Origin of the sequence: Pseudomonas lundensis, assembly GCF_001042985.1 — a bacterium.
In the GTDB taxonomy this organism is placed as follows: domain Bacteria; phylum Pseudomonadota; class Gammaproteobacteria; order Pseudomonadales; family Pseudomonadaceae; genus Aquipseudomonas; species Aquipseudomonas lundensis.
Genome location: NZ_JYKY01000002.1, coordinates 224,843 through 238,893 on the forward strand (window position 1 = coordinate 224,843; position 14,051 = coordinate 238,893).

The following is a 14,051-nucleotide window of genomic DNA, read 5'->3' on the forward strand; positions in this document are numbered from 1 at the left end:
CCGACAAGCCCCGGCGCAACTGCGTCGGGGCTTGTGCGTTCAGGGTTGCCACTGGGTTTTCTGATGATCAAGCTTGCGGTCCAGGAAGCTGGCGGCGCTGATCAACGCCAGATGCGTCAGCGCCTGGGGCGTGTTGCCCAGATGCCGGGCGTGGCAATCGAACTCTTCGGCATACAAGCCCAGCGGGTTGGCATAACGCAGCAACTGTTCGAACTCCAGATGCGCCTTTTCTACCTGTCCGGCTCGCGCCAGACATTCCACGTACCAGAATGAACAGGCAGCAAACGCCCCTTCGGTGCCTTCAAGGCCGTCCATGACCTCCTCCTCATTCAGATAGCGGTACACCATGCCATCGCGCACCAGCGTGCGTTCGATCGCCTGCAAGGTCGCCAGCCAGCGCGGGTCGGTGGCGCCGACAAAACGCACCAGCGGCATCAACAACATGGAGCCGTCCAGCGCCGTGCCGCCTTTGTATTGCACAAAATGCCCGCGTTCAGCGTCCCAGAAGTTGTCCCAGATATCGGCATGAATGGCCTGACGCGCAGCGTTCCAACGCTCAAAGGGGGCGGGCAACGAGCGTTTTGACGCCAGGCGGATGGCCCGGTCCAGCGCCACCCAGCACATCAGCCGCGAATGCAGAAAGTGATGCTTCTCGCCGCGCATCTCCCAAATGCCTACATCTTTCTGATCCCAGACCTCACACACCTCATCAACAAGTTGCGTCACGTGCTGCCAGCCTTCATGGCTGATCGCCTCGCCGTACTTGTTGGTCAAATACACCGCGTCCAGCAACTCGCCATAGATGTCCAATTGCACTTGATCCACCGCGCCATTGCCCACGCGCACAGGCGTGGCGCCACCGTGGCCGGCCAGGTGAGTCAGCTCCCGCTCCGGCAGCTCACGACGACCGTCGATGCCGTACATGATGTTGAGTTTGAGCGGCTGGTCGCAGCCATCCCCGACACGACCGCGCAACCAGCGCATGAAGTTGTTGGCTTCTTCGACAAAACCGAGTCGGACAAACGCATACACCGTGAAGGAAGCGTCGCGAATCCAGGTGTAGCGGTAGTCCCAATTGCGCTCGCCGCCGCGGGTTTCGGGCAAGCCAAACGTGGCGGCGGCAATAATCGCCCCCTCTTTGCGAGACGTCAGGAGTTTGAGCGCCAGTGCCGAGCGGTTAATCATCTCGCGCCAGCGCCCGCGGTAGGTCGACTGTGCAATCCACTGCCGCCAAAACTGCACCGTGTGCTGCAACGCCAAATCGCTGCTGCCCACACGGACACGCGGATCTTGAGCCGCGCCCAGGACAAACTCGGCGGTCTGCCCTTGCGCCAACGCGAACGTACTGCACGCCGCCTGATGCTCAACGCTCAACGGCTGGCTGGCTGCCAGGCGCAACGCCGGTTGGCCAGAGGCCTCAAACCACACATCCGCGCCCTCTACTCGGGCGTGGGTGTCTGCACGGGCGTAGTCATGACGCACCGCGCAGCGCAACGTGAAAGTCGCCCGGCCACTGACCACCCGCACCCGGCGCATCAGTACGGGCAACTCATCGGCACAATCACTGACGGGCAACAGGTCAGTGACCTCCACCACCGCCTCGTTGTCCAGCCAGCGGGTCAGCAGAACATTGGTGTCCGGCAGGTAGATCTGTTCACGCCGGGCGTCGGGCATGTCCGGTGCCAACTGAAAGATGCCCGCCTCAGGGCTGTCGAGCAACGCGCAGAAGAGGGACGGACTGTCGAACTCCGGCCAGCAGAAAAAATCCACACTGCCCTTGTCATTCACCAGCGCGGCGGTGCGCATGTCGCCAATGATGCCGTGGGCTTCGATGTGACTTTGGGTGTCGGTATCGGGTTTAACCATTGCCACGGAACTCCGGATAAAGGCTCATGCCGCCATCAATAAACAACGTGCTGCCCACCACGTAATCGGACATATCGCTGGCCAGCCACACCACCGCGTTGGCCACCTCCTCGGCCTCGCCTACGCGGCCGTAGGGGATCAACTTCAGGAGCGCCTGTTCAGCTTCGCCTTCAGTCACATCACGGTTGATGGCCGTACGGATCGCCCCCGGCGCAATGCCATTGATGCGGATTTTGTGATGGCTGACTTCTTGCGCCAGACTGCGCATGAGCATGTCCACCCCGCCTTTGGAGGTTGCGTAATTCACATGCCCGGCCCAGGGAATCACCTGGTGCACCGAACTCATGTGAATAATCTTGCCTGCCGCCCGCGACACCCCTTCGCGAATGCCCTGACGCCTGAAGATCCGCAGCGCCGACCGCGCGCACAGAAACTGCCCGGTCAGGTTGACACCGATGACGGCGTTCCATTGCTCCAGCGTCATGTCGACTGCCGGGGCGTCCTGCTGAATGCCCGAATTGGCCAGCAGAATGTCCAGGTACCCGAACGCCTCCAGCGTCTGCTCGAACAAACGCTCCACGTCCGCCTCTTTCGACACATCCCCGCCCAGAGCAATCGCCCTGCCCCCGGCCGCCTTGATCTCGGCCGCCAACGCCTGCGCGGGTTCCGCCTGCGCGTTGTAATGCACCACCACCGCCGCACCGGCCGCCGCCAGCGCCCGGGCACTGGCCGCGCCAATCCCGGAACTGCCGCCAGTGACCAGCGCCACCTGTTGCGCGAGAGAAATTTGCATGAGTGTCAGCACCTGTTTGTGAGTGGGCTTGGAGTGCTGACTGGTAGAAGCAGGCAGGAGTTCAATGCGCTATCAGCGCCACGTACTCACCGCGCAGCCCGTTACACGCGTGGGAATTTAAATAACGGCTTAAACACTCAACGCTGAATATTTAAAGCCTACAGAGGCGTTAAGCCACAAGAAAATACCCATTTCATACTTCACCAGACTATAACTTCAGAAAACTAAAAACCAGACCCGATCATATTTAAAACGAACATTGAAAAACCATTAATCACCCTACAACCCACACACCGCACACTTATTGTTCAGCCATATCAATAACGACAACAACACCCCCTAATAATATCGATACACACTTAGAACCCAACACATAAATAAGCGCTAACACTTATGATCCACGGTGTAGCCACAACAAGACCTTCGATATAAGGCGAACATTATATGAGCGTGTCAGGGCGGTTATAAGCGCAGGTAGATTGATCGTGCCTTGTGCCGACACACTACAATAATGATTGGAATGATCAAGAAAAAAGGTATTGAGTGCTGTGATCGCTTGCAGGCAATGATAGTTGAGGATGGCAAAAATTCTGGCAGGCCAACATAACTAACTGAATTTAACTGACCTCACGACGGCCAATTCAGAAACTGCCAGCTCACATCTGGACTTCTACATCTGAAACTCCTAATAACTAGGTCGAGCCCGAGTCAGGACAGTAGCCTGACTAACCTGAGCAGTCGTTTATCTTCGAATTAACTTTTCACTGCGCCAAACCGCATGACCCCTTCCCTGCACAACTGCTGTTCCGTTTGAGGCCTTAATGGGCGGACCCGCGCTTCGTATAGTGGCTTGCACCTGTACCCGTTATGCCACTCACAAGAAGAAGGGGTTTGCATGAATAGCCTGAACGCCTCACTGCACCACGTCGATCTGCTGGATGCCGAGCATGACGCTGAATATTTCGAATACAGCAAGGCCGCGAATCCGATCAGTGCCGGGTTGATTTCGCGTATTCCTTACCAGAACTTTCCATCCTCGCTGTATGACACTGGCCCTAGCCGTCTTGTCCCTTTAGACCTGAGTGAGGCACTGGGCTGCGAAGGGCCGGCAACCGGGCCGGGGCTGCTGGCGAATTTTATCCGGCTCAATGCCGGTGACCACCTAACCTTAGCCCCCACGGCGACGTCCCAGGTGTTGTATGTCATCGCCGGACGCGGTGAGTTGGTGCAAGGCGATGTGGCGTTTGAATGGGAAAAAGGCTGCTTTATTGCCGTGCCGGGGCTGGAAGAGCTGCAACTGAGTGCCCATGAAGATGCACGTTTTTATTACGTTCACGATGAGCCGCTGTTGCGTTATCTGGGCGTCACGCCCACCCAACAGCACTTCAGCGCCACGCTGTACCCGGCCCAAACAGCCAACGCCAAGCTGCGTGAGGCGGCGGATGACCCACGGGCGCAGGACCGGAGCCGGATCAGTATCTTGCTGGGCAATCGGCATTTTCCCCAGACACGCACGGTGACCCATGTGTTGTGGGCGATGTACGGGATTTTGCCCGCCGGTTCAGTGCAAAAACCCCATCGCCACCAATCCATTGCACTGGATTTCATCATTGATTGCCCGGCCGGGTGTTACACCCTGGTGGGCACGGACATCGACGAGAACGGGCAGATCCGTAATCCGACCCGGGTCGACTGGGCGCCGGGGCTGGCGTTTGTCACGCCGCCCGGTTACTGGCATGCGCACTTCAACGAGTCGGACGATGAGGCCTTTCTGATTCCTATTCAGGACGCAGGCTTGCAAACCTACCTGCGGGCGCTGGATATCCGTTTCAGCTGACGCTCAGAGCTGCCAATAGGCCGGGCTGCCGACCCGCTCGACCATGAAGTCGATGAAACAGCGCACCTTGGAGGACACGGTGCGCTTGGGCGGGTACACCAGCCACAGCGACGCAGGCACGTGCGTCGCTTGTACCTGCCACTGCGCAAACCATTGAACCAGCGCGCCCGAGGCCAGTTGCCCGGCCACCAGCCAGTCGGGCAAGCACGCCACGCCCAACCCTTGTTCGACCGCCCGCAACTGCGCTTCCAGGTCATTGATCCGCAAAGGCCCCGCCACCGCCACGCGCTGCACCCCGTGGGCAAAACCTTCAGCGGGCACGAAAAACACCTCATCCGGCAGATTGCCATTCAATAACACGCCACTCAGCTCTTGGGGCGTTGCCGGCGGCGCGTTTTGCCGGGCATAGGCCGCACTGACGCACACCAGCGTACGTTCATTGGCCAGCTTGCGCGCCTTGAGGGTGGAATCGGGCAAGACCCCGATGCGCACGGCCAGATCAACCCCTGCATTGATCAGGTTCACGTGATGGTCGTCCAGCGTGAGGTCCAGCCGGACTTCGGGATGGCGCGACATGAACTCACCGAGTACCGGCAGGATGTGCTGGCGGGCGAATGCCGGGGGCAGATTCAGTTTCAACAGGCCACGCGGGTGCTGATTAAGCGAAGACGTTGCCTGTTTGGCGTGATCCAGCGCGTCGAGTACGCGCAACGCATGGTGCAGGAACGTCTCTCCGCCTTCGGTCAGGCGCAAGGTACGGGTTGAACGGTTGAACAAGGCAATGCCCAGATCCTGCTCAAGGTCCTTGATGTAACGCGAGACCGTCGAGGCTTTGATCGACAGTTTTTCGGCTGCCCGGGAAAAATTATTGGCCTGTGCCGCCTCAACAAAAGCACTCAGCGCTGCGAAATAGTCCATGTCAGGCCTGCACTAAGGAAAAGTCGCCAAAGGCTATCAGATTCACCCGTTGGATCGTGCAAACCGCCGGGGAATTTCGGGTTGACCCTTCGGGGCATCGACTATATGGTGTGCCAAGAAACACAAAGACACACTACATGATGTGTTTTTAGCGTTTGACTCACTCTATTCCACGAGCTTGTTCGTGGCCGTACCCGCCTCCCCCGAAAGGAAACCCCTATGTTGAATTGGGACAGTTCTGACAACGAAGCCTCTGGCACATCAGCAGTGCGACCCGCCTCGCCTGCGCTGGATGCACTCAACCGCGTCGGCGATCAGGAGGCGGCCAAAGCACGTCAGGCGACAGCTGACGATACACCCGCCACGCTGCGCGCCAAGGCCGCGCTGAACCAACTGGACATCGCAGAAGGCCTGGCCGAACTGGAAGGCGCCTCTGCACGGGTAGCGGTCGATGAAAAACGCATGATCAACTGCCGCGCCGACCTCAATCAGTTGGTGCCGTTCAAGTACGACTGGGCCTGGCAGAAATACCTGGACGGTTGCGCGAACCACTGGATGCCGCAAGAAATCAACATGACCGCCGACATCGCCCTCTGGAAAAGCCCTGAAGGGTTGACCGATGACGAGCGCCGCATCGTGATGCGCAACCTGGGGTTCTTTTCGACGGCCGACTCGCTGGTGGCCAATAACCTGGTGCTGGCGGTGTATCGGTTGATTACCAACCCCGAGTGCCGGCAATACATCCTGCGCCAGGCCTTTGAAGAGGCGATTCACACCCACGCCTACCAGTACTGCATTGAGTCGCTGGGGATGGACGAAGGCGAAATTTTCAACATGTACCACGAGATTCCCTCGGTCGCGAAAAAGGCCACCTGGGGTTTGAAGTACACGCGTTCGATCTCCGATCCGACGTTTGAAACCGGTACGGTCGAGAACGACAAAGAGTTGCTCAAGAACCTGATCGCTTACTACTGCGTGCTGGAAGGTATTTTCTTCTATTGCGGGTTTACCCAGATCCTGTCCATGGGGCGGCGCAACAAAATGAATGGCGTGGCGGAGCAGTTTCAGTACATCTTGCGCGACGAGTCCATGCACTTGAACTTCGGCATTGATGTGATCAATCAGATCAAACTCGAAAACCCGCACTTGTGGGACGCCGAACTTAAAGATGAAGCCGCGCAAATGATCTTGCAGGGCACGCAACTGGAAATCGAATATGCCCGCGACACCATGCCTCGCGGCGTATTGGGCATGAATGCGGCCATGATGGAAGACTATTTGAAGTTCATCGCCAACCGCCGCTTGTCCCAGATCGGCTTGAAAGAAGAATACCCCGGCACCACCAACCCGTTCCCGTGGATGAGCGAAATCATGGACTTGAAGAAAGAAAAGAACTTCTTCGAAACCCGCGTCATCGAGTACCAGACGGGCGGCGCGTTAAGCTGGGACTGAGCCTATCGGCCCGGTGAGGCCCTCACTTTTTTTCAAACTGATACTTATGTGTAGCCAGAAAATCAAAACCCCGTGCGTGGGGCTGTGCTCAACGGTTTTTGGTGACCTTGTGTGCAGGGGATGCAAACGTTTTCATCATGAAATTGTGGGCTGGAACGGGTATTCGGAAACGGACAAACAAGCCGTATTGTGGCGGCTTGAGCACTTGCTCGACCGTGTTACCCAAGGGTTGGTGGATGTGTTCGACGAGGCCTTGCTCAAGGACCAACTGACCCGGCGCAGGATTCAACTGCGACCTGAGCATTCCATTTACTACTTGGCGTATCAGGTGATTTGGCGCGGTGCGGACACGATCAAGCGCATCGAAGACTACGGCATACGGCTTGCGCCGCAAATCCGGGGCATGTCGCTGGTGGACGTTCGGGCTTTGATCGACAAAGAGTTCTTTGTGCTGTCCGAGATGCATTACCAGCGCATCCAGACGCAGGCGCTTTAACACGCGCGGCAGACAGTCAAGACGGTGGGCGCCAGTTGGCTGGCACCCACCGTTGAGGCGTGTGTCAGCCGCCGATGACGTTAGACAGCCTTACCGGCTGCAGGTCGAAACGGTCTGCCAGAAACGGCGTCACGTCCAGCGGCAAAGGCTCATTGCGCACCAAGGCGTCGAGCATGACGCCGGTGATGGCTGACGTCAGGATGCCCGTGCGAAAGTGACCGCAGGCATTCAAATACCCCTCCACCCCCGCCATCGGCCCCAGAATCGGCAGTTCATCCGGCGAGCCCGGGCGCAATCCTGCCCAGGTGCGCTTGAGGTTGACGTCCTTGAGTTCCGGTATGCAACGCATGGCGCCCTGCACCAGACCGCTGATTTCCGGGAAGGTGGTGGTGACGTCGAAGCCTTTGTCTTCGGTGGTGCTGCCGATCAGGATTTCACCGTTGTCCTTCTGCGCCAGGTAGCAATCGCTGGTGGTCAGGCAGCCGTTGAGCAACTTGGGCATGCGCTCGGTGAGCACAATCTGGCCCTTGACCGGGGCCACCGGGATGCTCATGTCAGTGGCCATCACGCTCAATTCGGCCGCCCACGCACCCGCCGCGTTAATCAGGGTTTTGCTGTGGAACACCCCTTCATTGTCGGTGCGCACGCCGATGACTTTCGAACCCTGGCGCAACACGCCGGTGACGTTGGTGTTGAAATACAGGTCCACGCCATTTTGGCGAGCGCCTTCGGTGTAGGCGTCCGTGAGGCGGAACGGGCTGACCTGGTGGTCGCACAGAAACTCCAGTGCGCCCAGGGCATCGTGGCTGACACTCGGCTCCGCCTCGCGCAGCGCGGCCTGGTCGAGCCAGCGCACTTCATGGGCCAAATGCGGAATATGGGCGACGATGTGCTCGGCGTAGAGGCGGTCTTCGTCGTCATAAATCACGTACTTGAGCCCCGTGCGCTCGAACTTGAAGTCCATGCCGTGTTTTTCTTTGAGCTCCTCATGCAGGCCCGGGTACAGCGCGTTGGACTGCAAGGCAAAGTCGAAAAAGCAGTCCGGCAGGATGTGCGGCGTGCTGGAGTCCACCACCACTGCAGAGCCCTGGGCTTCACGCTTGCGTTCGGCGGACATCATGCGGAAAAAAATCACCCCGCAGCCCAGTCCCACCGACTCGCCGATGGCCCACAGGCCGCCCGCCGAGGCGCGGCTGGCATTGCCGGGGCGCTTGCAGTCGATCATGGCGATTTTCAGGTCTTTGCGGCGCGACAGGTGATAGGCGATTGAGGCGCCGATCACCCCGCCACCGGCGATGACTACGTCATAGGTCTTGATCATGTCAGGCATCCTTGCAGGCATTGGTGAAGGCCGAAAATGGCACGGGTTCCAGCGGGAAGCGCGGGCGCAACCAGCCCACATCCTGGCGCCCGGTGGCGTCGCGCAGACGGTCGCTGCAATAGCCGACGCACATGCGCCCCTGGCAATCGCCCATGCTGACCCGGGTGCGCATTTTCAATCCGGCCATGTCTTGCACTCCCTGACTCAGGGCCAGGTCGATGTCGGTGCGGGTGACGTGCTCGCAACGGCACACCACCGTGTCGGCCTGTGGCAAGTCAATCTGACGGGTGCCGCGCTGGGTGTAACGGTCAATCCCGCCGCGAAAGCGCACGATGGTGTTGAGCTTGCTCAGGTAGGCCCGCCGCTGATCGAGGGCCTGCTGTTCGCTGAGCACCTCGCGCTGCATCAGGATCGAGAGGGCCGCGATGCGTCCGGTCAGCATGGCAGCTTCACCGCCACGCAGGCCGGTGACGTCCCCTGCCAGGTGAATCGCCGGCTGGCTGCTTTGCTGCCAGTTGTTGGCGGTGGCCGCCAGATAGCCGTCCACGTTGTAGGCGTGTTCCAGCCCCATTTGCTGGGTGAGCTGGGTACGCGGAATGAAGCCGTAGCCCACCGCCAGGGTGCGAGCTGTCACTGTCTGAGCCTTGCTCAGGTCTGCCTGCCAGTGGCTGTCGTAGGGCGCCACCTTGACCGTTTGCACCTCACCGTCGCCCATGGCCTCAACCACACCCCAGCCATACCGCACGGTAATGCCATGGCGCTTGAGGTACACCAGCATGCTCAGGCCATCGAGGAACAGTTGCGGCTGATTGAGCAGCGCGAGGCTTTCTTTGGCGATGCGGCCGAACTCACAGGCTTCATACACGCCGGCCACTTCCACGCCCGCCGCGTGCAATTGGCAGGCGACCAACATTAACAGCGGCCCTGTACCGGTTATCAACACCGGGCCTTTGGGCTTGACCACACCGCTTTTGATTTGCAGTTGCAGACCGCCGAGCATGATCACGCCGGGGGTGGTCCAGCCCGGAAAAGGCACGCTGCGCTCATGGCAGCCTGCCGACAGCAGTAACTGCGGGAAGGCGATTTCCTGCACCTGCTCGTTAGCATCCAGCAGTTGCAGGCGCTGTACGCCCTGACCGCCAATCACCCGATGGTTGAGCCGCACATCGACATGCCGGGCAATCGCGGCGAATTCATCATGCAACGTGTGCAGGGCTTGCTTGTAACGCTCGCCCAAATAGTCGAGTTCCACGCCTTCGCGCAGCGGCCCGCGATAAACCACACCGCCCAGGCGCGAGGCTTCTTCCAGCAAGGTGCTCTGCACACCGTGCTGCGCCAGTTCAATGGCAGCCGACATGCCGGCCGGGCCACCACCGACGATCACAGGATTAAGGCTCATCGGGCTTTCTCCTGTTCTGCGACCCGGTTTTGCCCGGTTTCGACCTTCATGCCGGGGCGCACCACGGTCTGACAGGCCCGGCGTTTATGCCGCCCGTCAATATTGACCAGGCAGCAATAGCACACGCCCATGCCGCAATAGGCGCCGCTGGCCTGACCATGGTCGTTGGCCGACACCTGACGTACGCCGACGGCGTTCAAGACACTGAGTACAGTCTCGCCTTGCGCGGCGCTGACCGCCTGGCCATTGAGCAGGATGGTCATGTCCGCCTGCATTAAAGGTTGAATGTCGTACTGCCGGTTCAAATCATCCATTTTCTTATGTTGTCCTTTGTATGAACTGCTTAGCGCGGGCCTCCGGGTGTTAGGCAGCCAGAGGTCTTGGTCACTGGGAACCAAGACCGGAACGTTAGACGATTCGTAAAAATTAGCATTGATGCAGGCCAATAGATCCGCTCCATTTTTCGAATTTGCGACGGAAAGCCCTTACACTGATGGCCCTTTGCTTGTTGGCACGCTCCATGGACCTCGATCTGGCTCGCACCTTCCTTGAGATTGTTCGCTACGGCAGCCTGGCCAGCGCTGCCCAGAACCTGCATGTCACCCAGACCGCCGTCACGGCGCGGGTGCAAAAACTCGAAAGCCTGCTGGGGGTGACGCTGTTCATCCGCAACCGCGCGGGGGCCAAATTAACGCCCGAAGGCGAAGCGTTTGTGGTGTATGCCAACCAGCTTCTGCACACCTGGGAAGCGGCACGGCGCGATTTGCCGCGCCCCGAAGGGCTTGACCAGGTTCTGCATATCGCGGGCGAGGTCAGCCTGTGCAACCCGCTGATCCTGAGCTGGACCCAAGCCTTGCGCCAGCACCTGAGTTCCCATGCCGTGCGGGTGCAGATTCGCGATGGCGAGCATTTGTTGCGGCAAGTGGAAATGGGCTTGCTGGATGCCGCGCTGGTGTACCGGCCTGCTTACTGGCCCGGCGTGCAGGTGGAACAGTTGCTGGAGGAAAAGCTGATCCAAATCCGCCGCCCCGCGAGGCCTGATCCCTATGTGTACGTGGACTGGGGGGAGGATTTCCGCCTTCAGCACGATGCCGCCCTACCGGAAAAGGCGCGGGCTGCCGTCAGTTTCAACCTCGGGCCGGTGGCGCTGCATTACATCCTTGAGAACGGCGGCAGTGGCTATTTCCGCACGCGGGTGGTGCAAAGCTACCTCAACAGCGGCGCCCTGGAGCGGGTGCCCAAAGCGCCTGAATTCAGTTACCCGACCTATCTGGTGTACTCACGCGAGCGCGATTGCCCGGCCTTGCAACAGGCGCTGGAGTTGCTGCGCGACATCGTCAAGCTGGACGGCGACTGGTCCCAGCGCTGGGGGCCGGAAATCTGATCCGGCCTGCGCCAGGATGAAACCTGCGGCACCTGAAACCTTTCAGCTTTGCAGTCGCGGCGCTATCCCTTAGGCTGCTGCAACGCGCAATAACAATGACAACACAGGTGACCCATGTCCGACCTCACCCGCACCGACGCTGGCTGGATGGCTTGCCAGGCCCATCATCAATGGCTGCATGATCAGGGCCGACGGCTGGTGGACTTCGCCCGGGCCGCCCGGGTGACGGATGGTTTTACCAGTCTCGACTCCTTTGGCCAGCGCCCCGATCACGCCTTGGCCGACACCATGACCACGGCACGCATGGTGCACAGTTTCGCCCTCGCCCACCTGCAAGGTTTACCTGATTGTGCCCAGCTGATTGATCACGGCCTGGCGGCACTGGCAGGGCCTTTACGCGACGCCCGTCATGGCGGTTGGTTCGCCACCGCGCACGCCCACGATGGCAACACCCGCAAGCAAGCCTATCTGCATGCCTTTGTGGCACTGGCCTTCAGCTCGGCCGCGGTGGCTGGCCGACAAGGGTCTGCCGAATTACTCGGGGATGCCGTGGAGCTGCTGGAAGACACGTTCTGGAGCGAAGCCGAAGGCGCGTTGCTAGAGTCTTTCACCGGTGACTGGAGCGCGTGCGAAGCGTATCGCGGTGCCAACAGCAACATGCACGGCGTCGAAGCCTTTCTGGCGCTGTCCGATGTGCTGGACGAAAACCTGTGGCTGGACCGCGCCCTGCGGATCGCCGAGCGGGTCATCCATGTACAGGCCGCTCAAGCCGGGTACCTGCCGGTCGAACACTTTGATGAGCACTGGCAACCGCTGCCCGACTACAACCGCGACCATCCGGCCGACCCGTTCCGCCCCTTCGGCAAAACCCCGGGCCATGCCTTCGAATGGGCGCGTCTGTTGTTGCATCTGGAAGCGGCGCGCACACGACGTGGCATGCCGACACCCGATTGGCTACTGGACGATGCCCGGCAGTTATTTCACAGCGCATGCCAGCATGGCTGGAATGCCGACGGCCAGCCCGGCATCGTGTACACACTGGATTGGGACAACCGGCCGGTGGTTCGCGAACGTCTGCACTGGACCCTGGCCGAAGCCTCGGCAGCGGCCGCTGCGCTATGGCAGCGCACGGGGGAAGCGGAATATGAGCAGTGGGGTCAACGCTTCTGGGATTTTATCGACCTGCACCTGATCGATCGGGAGCACGGCAGCTGGCATCACGAACTGGACCCGCACAACCGGCCTTCGGCCCGTATATGGCCGGGCAAACCGGACCTCTACCACGCGTATCAGGCTACCCTGCTGCCGCGCCTGCCGTTAGCGATCAGTCTGGCCTCAGCCCTGGCACAACAACCCGGACGCCAGCACGCCCAAACCGACTAAAAAAGCCAACAGCGCGTGTTGCAGGGCTTTATGCCGGGAGAAGAAGGAACGCCCGTCCAATGCGCGCTGCACCAGCTTGAGCAGGTCGGGGTCGGCCGCGGGCGTGCGCGGGTTGAACCGTTGCACATTGGCGACGCGCAGCCATGCAGCGAGGTGCTTGGGATTTTCAGCCAGCCAGGCTTTAAACACCTGACGTTCCGACGGGCAGGCATGACCGGATTCAAGCAACAACATCCAGTCAACAGCCGCACGGGTAATGGGGTCAACGCTGCTTTTGCTCATAGGGACTGTGCCACTCGAACAATTCATAAAGACAACCGAACTCAAATAGTAATAAGTCGCATTATCGTGATATCAAGATGAATTGCAAGGTGACACAGGCCTCACCGGCATGACAGACGCATCCACGTTTAGCCGCCTGCGCGGGTCAACGTCCGCCGGCCATGTCCACAAAGGTGCCGGTGGCGTAGGACGCTTTGTCGGACAGCAGCCAGACGATCGCCTCCGCGACTTCTTCCGGGCGCCCGCCCCGACCCATGGGAATCATGGATTCGAGTTTGCTGACCCGGCCCGGATCTCCGCTCAGCGCGTGGAAGTCGGTGAAAATGTACCCCGGTCGCACCGCGTTGACGCGGATACCCTCACCCGCCAGCTCTTTTGACAGGCCAATGGTGAAAGCGTCCAGTGCGCCTTTGGACGCCGCATAGTCGACGTATTCGCCCGGCGACCCCAACCGGGCAGCCACCGACGACACATTGACGATGTTGCCGCCCTGGCCGCCATACCGGGGCGACATGCGTAGCACCGCGTGCTTGGCGCACAGGATCGGGCCCAGCACATTGGTTTTGAGGGTGTGCAGCACGCGGAACTCGGACATCTCTTCAAGCCGCGACTTGTGCCCCACCGTACCGGCATTGTTGACCAGCGCCGTCACCGGCCCCAGTTCCTGATCCACCCGCAGGAACAGGCTGATGACTTCGTCTTCATTGCTAACATCGGCCCGCACGCTGATGGCCTGCGCGCCCAGTGCCCGAACCTGCTCCAGCACTTCATGGGCCGCCGCGTCGTCCGCCAGATAATTAATGCAGATTTTGTAACCCTGCCGGGCAGCCAGCAGCGCCGTCGCTGCGCCAATGCCACGGCTGCCACCGGTGATCACGATGACTTTGTCCATAAATACGCGTTCCCCATTCACGGTGTAA

The 14,051-nt window shown here is 59.9% G+C and carries 13 protein-coding genes; 5 read left to right on the forward strand and 8 right to left on the reverse strand.

Annotated features, from left to right (window positions below; translation table 11 throughout):
• Positions 1–39 precede the first annotated feature (39 nt).
• On the reverse strand, positions 40–1,866 hold the full coding sequence (locus TU74_RS02710; RefSeq protein ID WP_048374968.1) for a glycoside hydrolase family 15 protein: 1,827 nt from the start codon (positions 1,864–1,866) through the stop codon (positions 40–42).
• Positions 1,859–2,659, reverse strand: a complete 801-nt coding sequence (locus tag TU74_RS02715; protein ID WP_048374970.1) for a glucose 1-dehydrogenase — start codon at positions 2,657–2,659, stop codon at positions 1,859–1,861. Before TU74_RS02715 ends, TU74_RS02710 begins: the two co-directional genes overlap by 8 nt.
• A gap of 895 nt (positions 2,660–3,554) precedes the next feature.
• Here TU74_RS02715 and TU74_RS02720 point away from each other — a divergent pair.
• Entirely contained in the window at positions 3,555–4,496 is a 942-nt protein-coding gene (locus TU74_RS02720; protein ID WP_048374972.1) for a cupin domain-containing protein, read from the forward strand.
• A 3-nt stretch (positions 4,497–4,499) separates the two neighbouring features.
• Here the strand turns inward: TU74_RS02720 and TU74_RS02725 are convergent, their stop codons facing one another.
• Positions 4,500–5,414, reverse strand: a complete 915-nt coding sequence (locus tag TU74_RS02725) for a LysR family transcriptional regulator (protein WP_048374974.1) — start codon at positions 5,412–5,414, stop codon at positions 4,500–4,502.
• A gap of 219 nt (positions 5,415–5,633) precedes the next feature.
• Here TU74_RS02725 and TU74_RS02730 point away from each other — a divergent pair, with 219 nt between their 5' ends.
• Positions 5,634–6,866: a ribonucleotide-diphosphate reductase subunit beta gene (locus tag TU74_RS02730; RefSeq protein ID WP_047280794.1), complete on the forward strand. Its 1,233-nt coding sequence runs from the start codon at positions 5,634–5,636 to the stop codon at positions 6,864–6,866.
• Between the two features lie 46 nt (positions 6,867–6,912).
• Positions 6,913–7,362: a DUF1289 domain-containing protein gene (locus TU74_RS02735; RefSeq protein ID WP_047275605.1), complete on the forward strand. Its 450-nt coding sequence runs from the start codon at positions 6,913–6,915 to the stop codon at positions 7,360–7,362.
• A gap of 64 nt (positions 7,363–7,426) precedes the next feature.
• On the opposite strand, the gene hcnC is transcribed toward TU74_RS02735, so the two are convergent.
• From hcnC to hcnA, 3 genes are read right to left on the reverse strand one after another with little or no spacing between them, the layout of a single operon-like run.
• Positions 7,427–8,683, reverse strand: coding sequence for a cyanide-forming glycine dehydrogenase subunit HcnC (gene hcnC / locus TU74_RS02740; protein WP_047294331.1), 1,257 nt, complete (start codon positions 8,681–8,683; stop codon positions 7,427–7,429).
• 1 nt (position 8,684) lies between these two features.
• On the reverse strand, positions 8,685–10,082 hold the full coding sequence (gene hcnB, locus TU74_RS02745) for a cyanide-forming glycine dehydrogenase subunit HcnB (protein WP_048374976.1): 1,398 nt from the start codon (positions 10,080–10,082) through the stop codon (positions 8,685–8,687).
• Positions 10,079–10,396: a cyanide-forming glycine dehydrogenase subunit HcnA gene (gene hcnA, locus TU74_RS02750; RefSeq protein WP_047275611.1), complete on the reverse strand. Its 318-nt coding sequence runs from the start codon at positions 10,394–10,396 to the stop codon at positions 10,079–10,081. The genes hcnB and hcnA overlap by 4 nt, the downstream gene beginning before the upstream one ends.
• Before the next feature lie 206 nt (positions 10,397–10,602).
• On the opposite strand from hcnA, the gene TU74_RS02755 reads away from it, so the two are divergent.
• The gene (locus TU74_RS02755; RefSeq protein WP_048375039.1) at positions 10,603–11,466 is read left to right on the forward strand and encodes a LysR family transcriptional regulator; all 864 of its coding nucleotides are present in this window, start codon (positions 10,603–10,605) and stop codon (positions 11,464–11,466) included.
• 114 nt (positions 11,467–11,580) lie between these two features.
• Positions 11,581–12,849, forward strand: a complete 1,269-nt coding sequence (locus TU74_RS02760; RefSeq protein WP_048374978.1) for a D-mannose isomerase — start codon at positions 11,581–11,583, stop codon at positions 12,847–12,849.
• Here the strand turns inward: TU74_RS02760 and TU74_RS02765 are convergent.
• Positions 12,802–13,131 (reverse strand): DUF4880 domain-containing protein, encoded by a 330-nt coding sequence (locus tag TU74_RS02765; protein ID WP_047275615.1) that lies wholly within the window; start codon positions 13,129–13,131, stop codon positions 12,802–12,804. The genes TU74_RS02760 and TU74_RS02765 overlap by 48 nt on opposite strands.
• A 145-nt stretch (positions 13,132–13,276) precedes the next feature.
• Complete coding sequence (locus TU74_RS02770) at positions 13,277–14,023, reverse strand: SDR family oxidoreductase (protein WP_047275617.1); 747 nt, start codon at positions 14,021–14,023, stop codon at positions 13,277–13,279.
• Between the last annotated feature and the right edge of the window lie 28 nt (positions 14,024–14,051).